This window comes from Streptomyces sp. NBC_01445 (genome assembly GCF_035918235.1).
In the GTDB taxonomy this organism is placed as follows: Bacteria; Actinomycetota; Actinomycetes; order Streptomycetales; family Streptomycetaceae; genus Streptomyces.
In genome coordinates this window covers 8,556,147-8,573,624 of the sequence record NZ_CP109485.1, presented here as the reverse complement: position 1 = coordinate 8,573,624, position 17,478 = coordinate 8,556,147, and the positions used below count along the sequence as shown (strand labels likewise).

Sequence of the window (17,478 nt, the reverse complement as noted above, 5' to 3'; positions counted from 1 at the left end):
CTATGCAGGCTATCGGGTTGCGTCCCAAGATCCAGGTCAGTGCGGATGGTTCGGGGTGGTCGGTCATGCCGGGGCACGGTTACTGGCTGATCTCGCTGATGCCACCGGGCTCACCGCCTCGTACTCCACCGCGCTCAGGCCGCTTCGGCCGCGCGGGACTGGGCATGATCCGGGCCGGATCGCCACCGACCTGGCGGTGATGCTCGCCGACGGCGGTGAGGCCATCGCGGACCTGGCCGTACTGCGGGACCAGGCAGGGGTGTTCGGTTCGGTCGCCTCGACACCGACGGCCTGGCGAATGTTCGCCGACACCGACGAGAGGACACTGGCTTCTCTGCGCTCGGCGCGTGCCCAAGCTCGGGAAGTCGCCTGGATGCAGGCCGCCGAGCAAGGCGAGGGCATACCCGCAGTCCGGGCCGCGGGACGCATTCTGCCCGGGCTGGTCCTGGACCTCGACGCCACGCTGATCACCTGCCACTCCGAGAAGGAGCAGGCCGCACCCACCTATAAAGGCGGCTTCGGCTTCCACCCGCTGCTGTGCTTCCTGGCCAACACCGGCGAGGCACTGTCGGGCCGACTGCGTCCTGGAAACGCCGGTGCCAACACCGCGAGCGACCACATCACGGTGTTCGACCAGGCACTCGCGCAAATCCCCGACGCGCACCGGCACGGCACCGACATCCTCGTCCGCACCGACAGTGCCGGATCCGCGAAAGCCTTCCTCGCCCACGTCCGCCACGTGCGGAAACGAGGAATCCGTACCTTCTTCTCGGTCGGATACGCCATCACCGAGCCGCTCCGCCGCGCTGTCCGGGCCATGCCCGAGCGTCTCTGGCATCCCGCCCTGGACCAGGACGGGACTCTGCGTGATGGCGCCGAAGTCGCCGAGCTGACCGGCATGGTCGATCTGGACGGCTACCCAGCCGGCACCCGCATCATCGTGCGCCGAGAGCGGCCCCACCCCGGAGCACAGCTGTCCCTGTTCGACCAGGACGAGGGCCTACGGCATCAGGTGTTCCTCACCGACACTCCGTACTCCGGTGACGGTTCCGCCCAGTTCCTGGAGGTCCGCCACCGCGGACACGCCACTGTCGAGGACCACATCCGGTGCAGCAAGACCACCGGATTCGGCCGCTTCCCCTCCCGAGACTTCGGCGTCAACGCCGTCTGGCTCGAACTCAGCCTCGCCGCGATCGACCTGCTCGCCTGGACCCGTGTCCTCCTCCTAGACGGGGAGCTGGCCACCGCCGAGCCGAAGAAACTCCGCTACCGGCTACTGCACGTCGCCGCCCGCCTCACCAGCGGCGGCCGACGCCTCCACCTGCGAATATCGGCGACCTGGCCCTGGAGACACGAACTGACCACGGCCTTCCACCGCCTCGCCGCACTGCCCCGACCCGCCAGCTGACTGGCAAACCCCCGTCCCACGACCCGAAAGAACCCGGAGAATCCGACCACCGCGTCGGGACTCCGACCTGCCCAAGCACCGAAATCACGTCGGCCACCCAACAGTTGGCGATCAGCGACGCCGCCTCAGCCCAACCGAAACGGCGAGGCTAGGTAACCGATCACACGCGGGCTTCCGGAGGCGGAAACCCGCACACCGCTTGGATGTCGCCGAGGTCGGGTCTCCCACTGAGGGCCACCAGCCGTAGGAGTACGTATCCGCCACGTAGATCGAGGGTCTACGTAGTCCGTCCGTGGGTCCTCTCACCAGCTCGTTCGGGCTGATCGTCCACGACATCCACTCCGAAGAGCGCGGCAAACCTCGCGGCGACGGGCGTGACGATCCCGCCCTGTCGCCGCACCAGGCCCAGCGGCAGTTCGGGCCAGCCTCCCTCGACCGGGATGCGGTCGACGCCGGGGTGGGTTGCGGCCATCTCGTCGCTCATCACCGAGACACCGAGCCCAGCGGCGACCAGTGTCCCCGCGGTCTGCATGGTCGGTACCGGGATGACGGTCGTGGGGCTGCCACCCGCAGCGGTGAAGCGGTCGTCGATCAGCCGGGAGAGGCTCCGCGTACCAGGCACTCTCCCGGGAAGAATCCACGTCCTGTCCTTCAACGATGCGAGGGCCAGGGGCTTTTGGGCGTTCAGTCCCCAGCTGCTCGGGGCGACGAGGGTGAGCGGCAGAGTGGCGACGATGTCGACGTCGAATTCAACGTCGTTGATGTGCGGCAGTGGTTCCTGCGGCAGCACGGGGATCACTGCCAGATCCAGGTAGCCGTTGGCGAGATTCTCCAGTTGGGCCCAGGGCGCCACGTCCGTCAGGTCGAGCGACACCCTGGGATGCTCGGCCAGGAACTCCGCTACGCGTGTGCTGACGACCCGCCACAAGCCCATGGGCTCGGCGCCGACTCTGAGTTCACCTTCAAGGCCTTGCCCCATCGCCTGCAGGGCCGCGGAGAGCCGCTGTTCCTCCGTGACAAGGCGCAGCCCGGCGGCTTGCAGGTAGCGGCCGGCAGGCGTCAGCGAGACACCTCGCGGCAACCGGTTCAGCAGGGTCACGCCAAGTTCCGTCTCCAACTTCGCCATTGCCATGCTCAGCGGCGGCTGAGAGAGGTGCAGGGTCTTCGCCGCTTCCGTGATGGAGCCTGTGTCCGCCACGGCGAGGAAGTACCTGATGTTCCGGAGATCCATGCATCCAGCGTATCGGGGCACCAAATTGCAGACATTGGACCTATGGCTCGGTCTCCAGCATCGTGAGATGCGGCTCACGGTCCACAGCGGCCGGAGACACTCGAGACGGGAGAACTGGTGTCAGCAGAACAGCAGGTGATCGTGGTGGGGGCCGGGCCGACCGGACTCCTCAATGCGCTCGGCCTGGCACAACAGGGCGTTGTCGTCACGATCCTCGAGCGGGCGTCGGCTCTGCAGAATGCGCCGCGGGCCATCGTCTATCACTGGGCGACCCTGGACGGCCTGGCCCGTCTGGACCTGCTCGACGACGCCCGCAGCGCCGGCTTCCTGAAGCAGGACTACGCCTACCGCGTCCATCGCACCGGCGAGGTCATCGAGTACGGCCTGTCGGCGCTGGAGGGAAAGGTGCGGTACCCCCACAACCTGCACCTGGGACAGGGAGCCCTGGCCGCTGTGATCCTTCAGCGCCTGGAAACGTTCGCGAACGTCCGAGTGCTCTGGGGTCACGAGGTCACTGCGGTGACCCAGGATGACGCCGGTGTCGATGTCACCGTGCGCGCCGGGGAGCAGAACCGGACGCTCCGAGCCGACTGGCTCATCGGCGCCGACGGTGCCGGTTCCAGGGTCCGCGCCGAGTCGGCCCTGGGCTTCGACGGGATGACGTGGCCCGAGCGGTTCGTCGCGGCCAATGTCCGCTTCCCCGACGACCGGCCGGGCTGGGCGCAGTCGACGTTCTACGTGGACCACGTCTACGGCGCGATCATCGCCAAGATCGACGAGTCGGGCGAGCACGGGCTCTGGCGCTACTCGTACATGGAGGACGACGCACTGCCCGCGGGGTCGGCCGAGGAGCGGCTGCCGGAATTCCTCGCCAATGTCTTCGGGAAGGAGATCGCGCAGCAGACCGAACTCGTGGCGATGTCGCCGTACCGCATGCACCAGCGCAGCGCGGCCTCTTACCGCGCGGGCCGGGTACTCCTCGCCGGGGACGCGGCGCACGCCACAAATCCCACCGGCGGGCTCGGCCTGACGATGGGGCTTTTCGACTCGTACGTCCTACAGGAAGCTCTCGGGGCCGTCGTCCAGGGGCGCGCCGGGGAGTCCGTCCTCGACGGCTACGCGCAGATGCGCCGCCGGGCGTTCCTCGATCACGCGAGTCCGCGGGCCTCCGCGAACAAGCGGCTGCTCTTCCACTCCACCGATCCGGCCAAGCTCGACAAGGATCTCGAAGTGTTCCGGCGGATGTCCCGTGACCGCGAGTTCGCCGCCGAGCGCCTGTACTTCACCAAGACGTTGGAGACCCCGTCTCTGCTCGCCGACTGATCCCGGTGCGGCGATACACGAAGGAACCATGCTCAATGAATCCCCTTGACGGGCTCACCGTCGTCTCTCTCGAGCAGGCCGTCGCTGCCCCCTTCGCGACGCGCCAGCTGGCCGATCTCGGCGCCCGGGTCATCAAGATCGAACGCCCTGGCCCCGGCGACTTCGCCCGCGGCTACGACGAGACCGTACGCGGACTCGCCAGCCACTTCGTCTGGCTGAACAGGTCGAAGGAGTCGGTGGCACTCGACCTCAAGACCGAGCACGGCAGGGCGGCCGTCAAAGCCCTGGTGAGCCGCGCGGACGTCTTCGTGCAGAACCTCGCTCCCGGCGCGGCCGAGCGGCTCGGCCTGGGCAGCGACACGCTCCGGGCGGCAAATCCGGGCCTCATCCACGTCTCGATCTCCGGCTACGGCAGCGGCGGCCCGTACACCGACAAGAAGGCGTACGACTTGCTGGTCCAGTGCGAGGCCGGGCTGGTCTCGATCACCGGCACCGAGGACGAGCCGTCGAAGGTCGGGATCTCCATCGCGGACATCGCCTCCGGCATGTACGCCTACACCGGCATCCTTGCCGCGCTCCTGCAGCGACAGCGCACCAGCGCGGGCGTCACGATCGAGATCTCCATGCTGGAGGCGCTCGCCGAGTGGATGGGCTTTCCGCTCAACTACGCCACGTACGGCGGCACTCCGCCCCGACGAACGGGTGCGCGGCACTCGGCGATCGCACCCTACGGTCCGTTCCAATGCGGCGACGGCGAGCAGGTCTTCCTCGGGCTCCAGAACGAGCGCGAGTGGGCCACCTTCTGCGAGCAGATACTCCACGATCCGGCGCTCGCGGCCGACCCACGGTTCGCCCGGAACTCGTCTCGCGTGGAGAACGCGGCGCAACTGCAGGACGAGATCGAGCAAGCCTTCCGTGACGATACTGCCCCGGATGTCGCAAAGCGGCTGGAGACCGCGGGCATCGCCAATGCCCTGCTGCGGGACATGGCCGGCCTGGCGAGCCATCCGCAACTGCGGGCCCGGGACCGTTGGAAGGAGTACGCATCGCCGGCCGGAACATTGAGCGCTCTCATTCCCCCGGCGACCTTCGTGGGTGCCGAGCCGGTGATGGGCCCTGTCCCGGACGTCGGCGAGCACACGGACGCCGTGCTCGCCGAGTTCGGGGTGCTGCCGCCGGCGGCACCCGAGGGTGCGGGACAGGCGTAGGTGATCGGGATGACGTACCTGGACCGGGCACGAGCCGTTCAGCACGCGAAGTCGCTGCTCTTCGTACCCGCCGATCATCCGGCCCGCTTCGACAAGGCGGTCGCGTCCGGCGCCGACCTCGTGGTGCTGGACCTCGAGGACGCTGTCGCGGCAGATCAGAAGGACACCGCGCGTGCCTCGGCGGTCAGTTGGCTGTCGAACGGCGGATGTGCTTGCGTGCGTATCAATACGCCTTCGGAGCTCCTGGGCGCCCAGGATCTGGAGGCTCTGGCCGGCGCCCCCGGGCTGATCGCCGTGATGTGTCCGAAGGCCGAATCGCCGGAATCGCTGACCGCCGTCTCCGAGCGCACCCGTGTGCCGGTCATCGCCTTGATCGAATCAGCTCTCGGGGTGGTCCGGGCACAGGACATCGCCGCCGTCCCAGGAGTCCACCGACTGGCCTTCGGGCACCTCGACTTCGCGCTCGACCTGGGTGCCGACTCCGGGTGGGATGCGATGCTCCACGCCCGCTCCTCGCTCGTCCTGGCGTCGAGGGCCGCCGCACTGCCGGGCCCTGTCGACGGGGTGACGACGGCGCTGGACGACGCCGTCGTTCTCACCGACGACCTGAGACGGGCCAAGGCGCTCGGCCTCACGGCCAAGCTCCTCATCCATCCGCGTCAAGTCCCGGTCACCCACGACACCTTCCGGCCCGACGAGAAGACGCTCCGCTGGGCCCGCCGCGTCGTGGAGTCCGCCGGCGGCGGCAATGCCGCGCGTGTGGACGGACACATGGTCGACGCACCGGTCCTCGCACGGGCGCACGCGATCCTGCGGTACACGGACTGACCCCTGCGCCGCGGGCGGTTCGGACGGCCTGCCGCCTCGACCACCGAGCCTCGAATGCACTCATGCAGCGCATGCATGAGCGACCGAACATTCCCGGCATCGCCAATTGCACCCCCCGCCCAACATCCTTTGTTTATCAGCGATGTCCGTCATGTGACAGGCAGGAGAAAACATGTCCCTCAGCGTCGAGCGGACCGGTGACCTGGACCGGAAATACTTCTTCATCGACGGCACGTGGGCCGCCCCCAGCGGCGACCGCGTACAGGAACAGATCGAGGCCGCCACCGGGGAGCGCATCGGCGTCGCCTCGCTCGGCACCGCGGCGGACATCGACGCCGCCGTCCGCGCCGCCCGCCACGCACTGGACGAGGGCCCCTGGGGCCGGACCACCGCGGCCGAGCGTGCGGCGGTCCTGCGCAGGTTCGCGGATGCGCTGGACAAGCGCGCCGGTGATACCGCGACCCTGGTCAGCCGGGAGAACGGCATGCCGATCGCGCTGTCCCAGATGCTGAACGGCGGTGCTCCTGCCGGTCTGCTGCGGATGTACGCCGACGTCGTCGAGAACCTGCCCCTGGAGGAGGTGCGGGCGAGCCAGGCCGGGGCGACCATCGTGCGACGCGAACCGGTCGGTGTGGTCGGCGCGATAACGCCGTGGAACTTCCCCCAAGCACTCGCCATGTTCAAGATCGCGCCGGCTCTGGCCGCAGGCTGCACGGTGGTCCTGAAGCCGTCGCCGGAGACAGCGCTTGACGCCTACGTCTTCGCCGACGCAGCCCAGGAGGCCGGACTGCCCGCGGGCGTGCTGAACATCGTGCTGGGCGACCGCGATGCCGGAGCCGCGCTGGTGTCGCACCCCATGGTCGACAAGATCGCCTTCACCGGGTCCACCGCGACCGGCCGGGCCATCGGCCAGGAGTGCGGCCGCCTGGTGCGCCGGGTCACCCTGGAGCTGGGAGGCAAGTCAGCCGCGATCTTCCTTGAGGACGGGAACGTCGAAACCCTGCTCGCAGGCCTGGGCAACGCGGCCTTCCTCAACAACAGCCAGACCTGCACGACCCAGTCGCGCATCCTCATCGCCCGGTCCCGCTACGACGAAGTCGTCGACGCCATCGCGGGATTCGCCGACGCGTACCGGCTCGGCGACCCGCTCGACCCCTCGGTGACAATGGGCCCGATGGCCACACAGGGCCACCTCGAGCGGGTTCTGCGTCACATCGAGATCGCCAAGGGATCGGACGCCCGTCTCGTCACCGGCGGCGGCCGGCCTGACCACCTGAGCCGGGGCTGGTTCGTGCAGCCGACCGTCTTCGCCGACGTCCACAACTCCGAACACCTCGCCCGCGAGGAGGTGTTCGGCCCCGTCCTGGCCCTCATCCCGTTCGACGACGATGCGGACGCAGTCCGGATCGCCAACGACAGCAACTTCGGCCTCGGCGGCTCCGTCTGGAGTGCCGACGAGGACCGGGCGCTCGCAGTAGCACGGCGAGTCCGTACAGGAACGATCGGGCTCAATTACTACACCCTCGATCTCGGCGCGCCCTTCGGCGGATTCAAGGACTCGGGTATCGGCAGAGAGCTCGGCCCGGAGGGAATCGCCGCCTACCTCGAATACAAGTCTGTCTACGCCTCGGCGAAGTACCTCCCGGCCTAAGGGAGTTCCCGGAACAGCGAGAAAGGACCCCAGGACAAGATGAATGCCCTATCGGTCGTCAAAGCCTATTTCGCCGGTGTCCAGGACGCCGACGCCGGCGCCGTGGCCGCCCTCTTCGCACCGGACGCGGTCCTCCACAACACCGCAGGCACACTCACGGGCGCCGACGCCATCCAGCGCATGTATGAGAACGGCCTGGCACCCGGCGTGATGAAGCCGACCCCCACGCAGTACGTCGTCAATGGCGATCACGTCGCCGTGGAGATTTCTCTCCTCACCGACGGACGCGAGGTCCTGCTGGGCGACTTCTTCACGATCCGCGACGGAAAGATCCAACGGCTGGCCATCTACAGCCTCTCCCCCACCGGCGGAGCCCTGCTCGAGAAGGTCGGTATCGACCCCGGTGCCGCGCCCGCCTGACCATCGGCCGCCTCCACATATCCCCACCTCCTATACAGAGCCACCAGGAGAGCAATGAAGATCGCAATATTCGGCCCGGACCGACGCGTAGGTGTGGTCCAGGAGAACCGCGTCATCGATATCAACGCGGCCTACGCGAAGTACCTCGCCGAGACCACTCCGACCGCCCGGCCGCTCGCCGAGGCCGCCGCAGCGGTGCCGGCCCAACTCAACGCGTTCATCGAGGAGGGAGACCGAGCCCTTGACGGCGCCCGGAGCGCACTGGCGTACCTGAAGGACCAGACACCGGACTTTCGTGGGCTGGAAGGCGTACAGCTCAGCTTCGCCCTGGACGAGGTCCGGCTGCACGCTCCGATCGAAGGCCAGTCCCGCATCCTGTGTGCCCTGGCGAACTTCGCCGACCATATGCAGAGTGCCGCCGAGAATTCACAGGGCAAGGACACCGAGGAGACCCTCAACCGTCTCCTCGCTGGCGGTCCCAAGTTCTTCGTGAAGGACCACCGCGCCGTTTCCGCCGACGGTGACCCGCTGCGCTATCCCGCGCGCACCGAGCGCCTCGATTACGAGGCGGAGGTCGCCGTCGTCATCGGCAAGGCCGGCCGAGACATCAAGGGCGGCGAGTTCACCGACCATGTGTGGGGCTACACCCTCTTCAACGACTGGTCGGTCCGGGACAATGTGTCCTTCGGGCCCGACTTCGCCTACTCGAAGAACTTCGATTCGTCGGCGACGATCGGCCCCTGGATCGTGGTGAACGACGACATCGATCCCCAGGACATACCCATCGAATGCCGGGTCAACGGAGAGGTCCGGCAGAGCGGCAACACGAAGTCCATGGTGCACGTGTTCGCGGCGCTCGGCGAGCACCTCTCCCGGGATACCACGCTGCTTCCCGGTGACCTGATCGCCAGCGGCACGCCCAAGGGCACTGCGGTCGACTCCAGCCGGCAGCAGGCGGACGGCTCCTTCTTGAGCGACCGCTTCCTCAAGCCCGGCGACGTCGTCGAGGTCTCCTCCCCTCTGATCGGCACCCTCCGTAACGAAGTCGTCAAGCCGACCGACTGAGAGGCCAGCGCATGACCACGGAGAAGTTCCCGGTCGGCGGCGTCCTGTACGACCGCCCCTACAAGATCCGCCGCCTCAATCACTTCGGCATCAGCGTCGACGACACCGGCAAGGCCGCAGCCTTCTACCGGGACCTGCTGGGCTTTGCGGTGGCCGACACCCTCGACCTGGAGAAGTACGACCCGGGTCCGTGGCTCGACGAAGTCCCGGACAAGCGCATCTACTTCCTGCGGCACAACAGCGACCACCACACCTTCGTCCTGATGCCCCGCTCATGGTCCGACCACATGGAGGAGCCGGCCCGCCCCGACCTCACGGTCAACCAGATCACCTGGCAGGTAGGCAGCCTTCGCGAGGTCGTCGAGGCGCGCAAGTGGCTCGATTCGCTCGGCCAGCCGATCGAGCGCTACGGCCGCGACCCTGGCTCGAACTGGCATACCTACTTCCCGGACCCGACCGGCCACATCAACGAGCTGGAGTACGGGATCGAGCAGGTCGGCTGGGACGGCGTGAGCAAGCCGGAGGTGACCTGGCCGTGGCTGAACGGCCACCCCGACCTGCCGTACAAGGCTGAGTCGACGGAACTCGCCGAGGCCCACGCCGAGGGCATCGACCTGGCCTCCGGCCACCGCTGGGTGGACGAGCTCCCGAAGACGTACGACGTCGGCGGGGTTCTGCTGGCCCGGCCGTTCAAGCCGGTACGGGTCGGGCCGGTGAGCATCTTCGTCGAGGACCTCGCCGCCGCGGAGCGCTTCTACATCGAGCGCCTCGGCTTGATCAAGAGCGAGGAATGCGAGATCGCCGGGCACCGCGTGCTGTTCCTGCGCGCGAACACCGAGCATCACAGCCTGACGCTGCTCCCGCTCGAACTGCGCGATGTGCTCGGTGTCCGGGACGACAGCACCCTGCTCTCCTTCGGTGTGCAGCTGGGCTCCTACGAGCAACTCAGGGCGGCAAAGGCCTTCCTGGAGGAGAAGGGCGTCAAGCTCCTCGACCTGCCCGCGGAGATCCACCCGGGAATCGACTACGCGATCCACGCGGTCGCCCCGGACGGTCACGTGATGCAGCTCTACTACTACATGGAACAGGTCGGCTGGGACGGCCGGGTCCGGCCGCAGTCGGAGCGCCGGAAGGTCGAGACCGGCGTGTGGCCCGAAACGCTGCCCGCCCTGTCCGACACCTATGGCGGCGAGACCTTCTGGGGCCCCCTGGGCTGACGTACCGCCCGGGCCACACACGCTGATCCGCTCCACCACCCCCCTTTTTTCCGGCATCGCCGGCCGAACAGATAGCAGAATTGCCATGAGCCGAATCGTCATCAGCGGAGCCTCGGGAGACCTCGGGCGCCGCGTCACGAAGTTGCTGCTCGCTGCGAGCCCCGGCGCCGAACTGGCGCTGGTGACCCGCACCCCCGAGAAGCTGGCCGACCGCGCGGCCGAGGGTCTCGCCGTACTGCAGGGCGACTACACCGACCGGGAGTCCCTGGACGCGGCCTACCGCGGCGCGGACACGCTCTTCCTCATCAGCGGCCTCAACCTCGGCCGACGGGTCGAAGAGCACCGCAACGCGATCGCGGCTGCCCGCGGAGCAGGGGTCAAGCACATCGTCTACACCTCCGTCGGCGGTGGCGAGCACCCCAAGAACCCCGCCCTGTCCGCTCAGGACCACTACCAGAGCGAACTGGACCTGCGATCCTCCGGGCTTGCCTACACCTTCCTACGCAACCATCTGTACGCCGAGATCGTCAGCAACATCTGGATGGCGCCCGCAGCGGAAAGCGGCCGGCTGGAGATGGCGACCGGCGAGGGCTCCCTCGCCCCCGTGGCCAAGAGTGACGTGGCCCGCAGCACCGCCGCTGTGCTGCGCGCGCCCGAGGAGCATGCGGGCGCCGTCTACGAGATCACCGGACCCGAGCTGCTGAGCATGCGCGACATCGTGCGGATCGGCTCCGAGGTGCACGGGGTCCCGATCACCTACACGCCCCTGACCCGCGAGCAGCGGCTGGCGCACTTCGACTCCGTCGGCCTCCCCCGCACCTACGACCCGGCCATGCCGGCCAGCGACGAGGGCCACCGGTGGGCCAGCGACGAGCTGGTGTCGGCGGACGTGGCACAGGCCGAGGGCTACCAGGCACTGCTCTCCCACCACGTACAGCGGCTCACCGGTCGGCAGCCCGAATCGCTCCGATCGGTGATGGAGCGCGTCAAGTCCGTCCGCTACGACCAGATCGACGCGTCGGCTTGACCACGGATCCGCTTCGAGAGAGAGGTGCATGAAGAATGGACAGCAAAGAAAGTACTGCGGGAGACGGACCCGGCGGTTCGCCAGACCTCCGGTCGGCGGCCGTACACGGCGTTCCGGCGTATGCGGACGTGCCGACATACCTGAACATCTTCGGCGGCCTGCACATATGGGAGGGGGACGGCTGGAAGCAGGAGTCGATGTCGTGGAAGACGAGCTCCTATCTGGCGTCGAACCTGACCGGGCTGCCCGAGATGATCTTCAGCGGTCCGCACGCGCAGGAGTTCCTTTCGCGACTGAGTATCAACAACGTCTACAAGTGGCCGGTCGGCACCTCCAAGCACCTCGTGATGCTCGACGAGCGCGGCTACATCGCCACCCACGGGCTGGCGGTCAGGCAAGGCGAGGAACGCTTCCGTATGTTCGCCGCCATGCCTTGGCCGCAGTACATTGCGCCATCGGTGGGGCTGGACGTGGACTTCGAGACGCGGGACATCTTCCTGTTCCAGATCGCCGGTCCGACCTCGCTACAGGTCCTGGAGCGGCTGACCGGTGAGTCGCTGCGCGACCTGAAGTTCCTCGGCGTCAAGCCGATCACCATCCCGGGGATCGACGGAACGGCGGAGATCGAACTTTCCCGGATCGGCATGGCCGGAACCCTGGCGTACGAGCTTCGCGGACCGGTCGAGCACGGCCCCGCGGCGTTCGACGCGACGTACCGGGCGGGGAAGGAGTTCGGGCTCAAGCGTCTTGGCTGGCGCACCTACCTCGTCAATCACACCGAGGGCGGCTTTCCGCAGCAGGGCTGCACCTTCCTACCGGCCGCGTTCGCCGACCGGGGATTCGTCACGCACCCGGTGTTCGGGGCCGGGCTTCCACCGGGCCACGTGCAGGGGCCGCTGCCGGGCAGCGCCGAGCCCGACGACCTGAGCACTCGGCTGCGCACCCCGTTCGAGGTGAACTGGGGCTGGATGGCCAAGTTCGACCACGACTTCATCGGCCGCGAAGCTCTGGAGACCGAGGCCGCCAACCGCCGTCGCAAGACGGTTGTGCTGCGGTGGAACAAGGAAGACGTACTCGACGTCTTCGCCTCGCAGTTCGAGTCCGGCGAGGAGTACAAGCACTTCGAATTCCCCACCACACCGCAGGCTCCGGCCGGCGGCCATGCCGATCTGGTCACCCGGGACGGCGAGACGGTCGGGATCTCTTCCGTGGCGGTGTACTCCTACTACTACCGCGAGATGATCTCGCACTCCACGATCGATGTGGACCTCGCCGAGATCGGCACGGAGGTCGTCGTGCAGTGGGGCGACCACGGCGGCCGGATCAAGCAGATCCGCGCCACCGTCGAGCGGTTCCCGTACCTGGAACTGGCCTCCAACAAGGACTTCGACCTCAGCTCCATCCCCTCCGGCGTCGCCGCTCCGTGATCGGAGCCGTACCACGGGGCGTGCCGGGAACTCCGAAGCCGCGGACCGTTCCCCGCACGCCCCCGCCGAGGCCAGGCCTCATGCCTCGAAAGGATCTACCTTCATGCCCGCACCCGATCAACCCACCCCGGACCTCGGCCGTCTGATCGTCCAGGGCGCGGACCAGCCGGGCATCGTCTCGGCGGTGTCGTCCGTACTCGCCCGGGCCGGCGCAAACGTCGTCTCCCTCGACCAGTACTCGACCGGCTCCGCCGGCGGCCGGTTCTTCCAGCGCACCGCCTTCCATTTGGACGGGCTCGCAGGCCACTTGCCCACGCTCTCCGCCGAGCTCGATGAAGCGCTGGGCTCGCTGGGCCTCAGCTACCGCCTCATAGAAGCGCGCAAGCCCAAGCGGGTCGCCATCATGGCCTCGAAGTCCGACCACTGCCTTCTCGACCTGCTGTGGCGACAGCGCCGCGGCGAGATCCCCATGAACATCGCCATGGTCATCTCCAACCACCCCGACCTGGGCGAGGACGTACGCGGCTTCGGTATCCCGTTCATCCACGTTCCCGTGGAGAAGGGGGCCAAGGATGTCGCCGAGAAGGAGCACCTGAAGCTGCTCAAGGGCAACATCGATCTGCTCGTGCTGGCCCGCTACATGCAGATCATTTCCGGCGACTTCCTCGAGGAGGTCGGCGCTCCTGTCATCAACATCCATCACTCCTTCCTGCCGGCGTTCGTCGGCGCCGGCCCGTACCAGAAGGCCAGGGACCGGGGTGTGAAGTTGGTCGGTGCCACCGCCCACTACGTGACCGAGGACCTCGACGAAGGCCCCATCATTGAGCAGGACGTCGTACGGGTCTCGCACCACGAGACGACCCCCGACCTTCAACGGCGAGGCGCCGACGTGGAGCGGCAGGTCCTGTCCCGGGCGGTGACATGGCACTGCGAGGACCGGGTGCTGCTCAACGGCAATCAGACCGTCGTGTTCTGAACGGTCGCCCATCACTGAAATGTCTCCCGTCATTCCCCGATCGCGAATGAAGCGAGGTACACGCGTGACTGCACAACTCCTGGACGGCCGCGCTACATCGAAGGCGGTGCTCCAGGACCTCACGAAGCAGGTCGACCAGTTCGTCCTCGAGCACGACCGCCGGCCGGTACTGGCGACCGTACTCGTGGGCGACGACCCCGCTTCGCACACCTATGTGCGCATGAAGGTCAACCGCTGCCGGGATGTCGGCATCGAATCCCGGCGGATCGATCTCGACGCCGACATCGACACCGAGAACCTGTGTCGGGTCATCAGCGGCCTCTCGGCCGATCCCGAGGTCGACGGCATCCTTCTGCAGCACCCAGTCCCCGGCCACATCGACGAGCGCGCCGCGTTCGAGGCGATCTCCCCGGCCAAAGACGTCGACGGTGTGACCCGCACGTCGTTCGCCGCCATGGCCTTCACCGAGGAAGGCTTCGCCTCCGCGACGCCGGGCGGCATCATGGCCTTGCTCGACGCCTACGACGTGCCGCTGGTCGGCCGGCACGCGGTGGTCGTCGGCCGCAGCGCCATTTTGGGCAAGCCCATGGGGATGCTCCTGCTGGGTCGCGATGCGACCGTGACGTACTGCCACTCGCGCACCACCGACCTACGTGCCCAGGTCGAGCAGGCCGACATCGTCGTGGCGGCGGTCGGATCGCCGGGTCTGGTCAAGGGCGAGTGGATCAAGCCGGGGGCTGTCGTGATCGACGCGGGTTACGCCGACAATCGCGGCGATGTCGAGTTCGAGGCGGCCGCGGAGCACGCCTCCCTCATCACCCCGGTACCCGGTGGCGTAGGCCCGATGACCATCGCGACGCTCCTCGTACAGACCCTCCGCGCGGCCCGGCTGCGGTCGGCCACGAAGGTGTCGGTCGGCTGACTGCGGCGGACATACGGAATGTGGGCCGGACCTCTTGATGAGGTCCGGCCCACACAGCGTTTCAGGCCCTGCGCGTTTCCTTACGTGATCGGATCACCAGCCCACGCCGCGCGCAGCAATTCCTCCAGCGCTTCCCTGGTCACCGGCCGGGGGTTGGAAGGCGGGACAGCAGGGAGGATGAGGCCCGCCGCTGCCGGCAGGTCCTCCTCCTTGAGGCCGAGTTCCTTCAGGGAACTCGGGGCATCGATCTGTCGGCCCAGCGCGTGGATTCCTGCGGCGGCGGAAAGGCCGTCGCCAACAGCGGCGGCGACGCGCTCGGCTGCATCGACGGCAAACGGGGCGTTGAAGGCCGTGACATAGCCGATCACGACGGAGTGGGTCTCGGCGTGCGGCATGGCATAAGCGCCGCCGAGGGCGTGGCAGATCTTGTGGTGCAGGCCCGATCCGGCCGAGGCGAAGGCGACGGCCGCGAGGTAGGCGCCGTAAAGGGTCTGTTCGCGAGCCGCGATATCGTCCGGGTCGGCGTGCAGGGCACGCAGGCCCGGGACGAGGGCGCGCAGCCCTTCGGTGCCCATCGCCTTGTTGATCGGGTTGCTTCGCGGGGCCCAGAAGCCGTCGACCGCGTGGGCCAGGGCGTTGAGCCCGCTGGAGACGGCCAGTTGCCCCGGCAGACTCGCCATCAGGGAGGCGTCGTAGACGACGATCTTCGGCAGCACCTTGTCGTCGATGCCGGTGGTCTTGCGTCCGGCCTCGGTGATGCCCCAGACGTTCGTGGCTTCGGAGCCTGCGAAGGTGGTGGGTACCGCCACGATCGGCAGGCCGGCGTCGCGGGCGACGATCTTCGCGAGGCCCACTGCCGAGCCGCCGCCGATCGTGACGATCGCGTCTGCGTCGTGCGTCTGCGCGACCTCCACTGCCCTGGCGGCGTTCTCGGCAGGGACGTGTTGGACGATCTCGTGGATACGTGCCACCACACAGACCCGTTCCGCCACGGCGTCGGAGAGTTCCGATACGAACGCGTCCGCGATGAGCAGGACGCGCTCGGCACCCAGACCGTTGAGCGCCGCGACCGTATGGGCGGCTGCGTCGCCGGTTCCGAACAGCACCCGCTGGCCCTGCGTCGTGTGGTCGAAGGTGATCGTCATGACCTGCGCCTCCGCTCTTGATCGTCGGTACGCAGCAGCCAGTCCGCCAGATGTGAGGCGACGAGGGCGGGCGCTTCGAGGGTAGACAGGTGTCCGACTCCTTCGAGTACGTGCAGCTGCGCGTTGGGTACCGAGCCGGCCATCTCCTCGCTGAGCGCGAGTGGAGTGATGGCGTCGGCGTCTCCGGCGACGATCAGCGTCGGGGCCTTGATCCCCGGCGTTTCCATCGTGCGGTCGTCGCGGTTGAGGACGGCGAGTTGCTGCGCCTTGAAGACGTCGGCTCCCAGGTCATGGGCCATGGTGGCGGCGACGGCCGTCACCTCGGGCCGGCCTGGCGCGACGGCGCCGCTGACGTTGCGCACGGCCTCTGCGAAGTGGCCGGACTCCGTCAGGGAGATCGCCTGGTGGCCACCCTTCTTCCGGTCGGGCGGGGCGGCGAACGCGGAGGTGTTCAGCAACGCGAGCCCGACGACTCGCTCGGGCTCGCGCAGCACGATGTCCAGCGCAACGTAGCCGCCCATAGAGATCCCGGCCAGGCAGAACCGGTCCGGCGCCTGGGCCAGGATGCTGTCCGCCATGGACTCAATGGAGTCTCCGACGCCCCGGATGACCAGGCATTCGACTTCGAGGCGCTCGTGGAGGTGGTCGATGACCGGCTGCCACAGCCGGGCGTCCGAACCAAGTGCCGGTATGAGGACCAACGGATCTTGGAGCAACGGTTCGCTCTCCTTCTTCACTCTGGTGGTGCGGAAGCGCCGGCCATGGCCCGCGCCGGGAGGGCGGAACGGCTAGGAAGCTGCGCCGTCGACGTCCAGAACGGTGCCGGACGTGAAGCCGGCTCCCTCTGAGACGAGGTAGGCGACGGCCGCGGAAATCTCCTGAGCCGTGCCGGTCCTGCCCGCCGGAATGGCCGCGCGGATGGCGGCCTGGTCCGCTGCCGCCAGGGAGTCGAACACCGACCGCACCCGCCCCTCATCGGGCAGGATGAGGCCCGGAGAGACCGCGTTGACGGTTATCCCGCTGCGAGTGAGGTCCTTGGCGAGCTGCCGGGTGAAGCCGTTGATCGCCGCCTTTGACGCGGCGTAGGGAAGCCGCGCTCCGATCGTCCCGGACGGGCCGGACAGTCCGCGGGATACCGCTGAGGAGAAGTTGACGATCCGGCCGTAGCCGTTGCGGCGCATGACCGGCACCGCGTACTTGCAGCAAAGGAAGGTGCTGGTGACGTTGTTGCCCAACACCGTGTGCCAGACCTGCGGGGAGAGCTCCTCGATGTCCCGGACCTGCAAGGTCCCGCTGCCGCCCGCCGTGTTCACGAGCACATCGATGCGTCCGAACGCGGCGTCGATGTCGCGGAATGCCTCTGCAACACTCGTGTCCTCGGAGAGGTCCAGGGGCATCGTCTCGATCCTGGCACCGCCGTGGCTGCTCTCGATTTCCTCCTTCGTACGGTCCAGTCCCTCCTTGTTCAGGTCCAGCAGGGCGAGGTCGAACCCGCCATCCGCCAGCCGGCGGGCGATGTCCGCGCCCAGGCCCTGTGCCGCGCCGGTGATGACCGCGCTGCGGCGGTCTGTCTCGTCACTCATGACTCGTCCTTCTCCTCGCCAGTTGCTTGCCCGCCGGATCCTGGCGG

15 protein-coding genes and 1 pseudogene are annotated in these 17,478 nt (G+C 68.0%); 12 read left to right on the top strand and 4 right to left on the bottom strand.

Translation table 11 applies throughout. The features are described from left to right. Window positions 1–2 precede the first annotated feature (2 nt). A pseudogene (locus OG574_RS39025) lies at window positions 3–1,408 on the top strand (IS1380 family transposase). Between the two features lie 277 nt (window positions 1,409–1,685). On the opposite strand, the gene OG574_RS39020 reads toward OG574_RS39025, so the two are convergent. Next, entirely contained in the window at window positions 1,686–2,639 is a 954-nt protein-coding gene (locus OG574_RS39020; RefSeq protein WP_266667662.1) for a LysR family transcriptional regulator, read from the bottom strand. 117 nt (window positions 2,640–2,756) lie between these two features. Here OG574_RS39020 and OG574_RS39015 point away from each other — a divergent pair, with 117 nt between their 5' ends. From OG574_RS39015 to OG574_RS38965, 11 genes are all read left to right on the top strand, one after another. Then, window positions 2,757–3,962 carry an FAD-dependent oxidoreductase gene (locus OG574_RS39015; RefSeq protein WP_326777019.1) on the top strand — a complete coding sequence of 402 codons (1,206 nt, stop codon included), beginning with the start codon at window positions 2,757–2,759 and terminating at the stop codon, window positions 3,960–3,962. A 35-nt stretch (window positions 3,963–3,997) separates the two neighbouring features. After that, entirely contained in the window at window positions 3,998–5,170 is a 1,173-nt protein-coding gene (locus tag OG574_RS39010; protein WP_266667666.1) for a CaiB/BaiF CoA transferase family protein, read from the top strand. 9 nt (window positions 5,171–5,179) lie between these two features. Beyond that, window positions 5,180–5,998 (top strand): HpcH/HpaI aldolase/citrate lyase family protein, encoded by an 819-nt coding sequence (locus OG574_RS39005; protein WP_266667668.1) that lies wholly within the window; start codon window positions 5,180–5,182, stop codon window positions 5,996–5,998. 172 nt (window positions 5,999–6,170) lie between these two features. Next, window positions 6,171–7,649, top strand: a complete 1,479-nt coding sequence (locus OG574_RS39000; protein WP_326777018.1) for an aldehyde dehydrogenase — start codon at window positions 6,171–6,173, stop codon at window positions 7,647–7,649. A 39-nt stretch (window positions 7,650–7,688) separates the two neighbouring features. Beyond that, window positions 7,689–8,069 carry a nuclear transport factor 2 family protein gene (locus OG574_RS38995; protein ID WP_266667672.1) on the top strand — a complete coding sequence of 127 codons (381 nt, stop codon included), beginning with the start codon at window positions 7,689–7,691 and terminating at the stop codon, window positions 8,067–8,069. Between the two features lie 54 nt (window positions 8,070–8,123). Beyond that, on the top strand, window positions 8,124–9,134 hold the full coding sequence (locus OG574_RS38990) for a fumarylacetoacetate hydrolase family protein (protein ID WP_266667674.1): 1,011 nt from the start codon (window positions 8,124–8,126) through the stop codon (window positions 9,132–9,134). An 11-nt stretch (window positions 9,135–9,145) separates the two neighbouring features. Beyond that, complete coding sequence (locus OG574_RS38985; RefSeq protein ID WP_266667676.1) at window positions 9,146–10,351, top strand: VOC family protein; 1,206 nt, start codon at window positions 9,146–9,148, stop codon at window positions 10,349–10,351. An 85-nt stretch (window positions 10,352–10,436) separates the two neighbouring features. Further along, window positions 10,437–11,378 carry an SDR family oxidoreductase gene (locus OG574_RS38980; RefSeq protein ID WP_326777017.1) on the top strand — a complete coding sequence of 314 codons (942 nt, stop codon included), beginning with the start codon at window positions 10,437–10,439 and terminating at the stop codon, window positions 11,376–11,378. Between the two features lie 128 nt (window positions 11,379–11,506). Continuing rightward, on the top strand, window positions 11,507–12,805 hold the full coding sequence (locus tag OG574_RS38975) for an aminomethyl transferase family protein (RefSeq protein ID WP_266667680.1): 1,299 nt from the start codon (window positions 11,507–11,509) through the stop codon (window positions 12,803–12,805). A gap of 103 nt (window positions 12,806–12,908) precedes the next feature. Continuing rightward, the gene (gene purU, locus OG574_RS38970) at window positions 12,909–13,781 is read left to right on the top strand and encodes a formyltetrahydrofolate deformylase (RefSeq protein WP_326777016.1); all 873 of its coding nucleotides are present in this window, start codon (window positions 12,909–12,911) and stop codon (window positions 13,779–13,781) included. 64 nt (window positions 13,782–13,845) lie between these two features. Beyond that, entirely contained in the window at window positions 13,846–14,703 is an 858-nt protein-coding gene (locus tag OG574_RS38965) for a bifunctional 5,10-methylenetetrahydrofolate dehydrogenase/5,10-methenyltetrahydrofolate cyclohydrolase (protein ID WP_405602476.1), read from the top strand. A gap of 80 nt (window positions 14,704–14,783) precedes the next feature. Here the strand turns inward: OG574_RS38965 and OG574_RS38960 are convergent, their stop codons facing one another. From OG574_RS38960 to OG574_RS38950, 3 genes are all read right to left on the bottom strand, one after another. Further along, window positions 14,784–15,848, bottom strand: a complete 1,065-nt coding sequence (locus OG574_RS38960; RefSeq protein WP_326777015.1) for a maleylacetate reductase — start codon at window positions 15,846–15,848, stop codon at window positions 14,784–14,786. Then, window positions 15,845–16,564, bottom strand: a complete 720-nt coding sequence (locus OG574_RS38955; RefSeq protein WP_266667688.1) for an alpha/beta fold hydrolase — start codon at window positions 16,562–16,564, stop codon at window positions 15,845–15,847. The genes OG574_RS38960 and OG574_RS38955 overlap by 4 nt, the downstream gene beginning before the upstream one ends. A 72-nt stretch (window positions 16,565–16,636) precedes the next feature. After that, entirely contained in the window at window positions 16,637–17,431 is a 795-nt protein-coding gene (locus tag OG574_RS38950; RefSeq protein ID WP_266667690.1) for an SDR family NAD(P)-dependent oxidoreductase, read from the bottom strand. Window positions 17,432–17,478 lie beyond the last annotated feature (47 nt).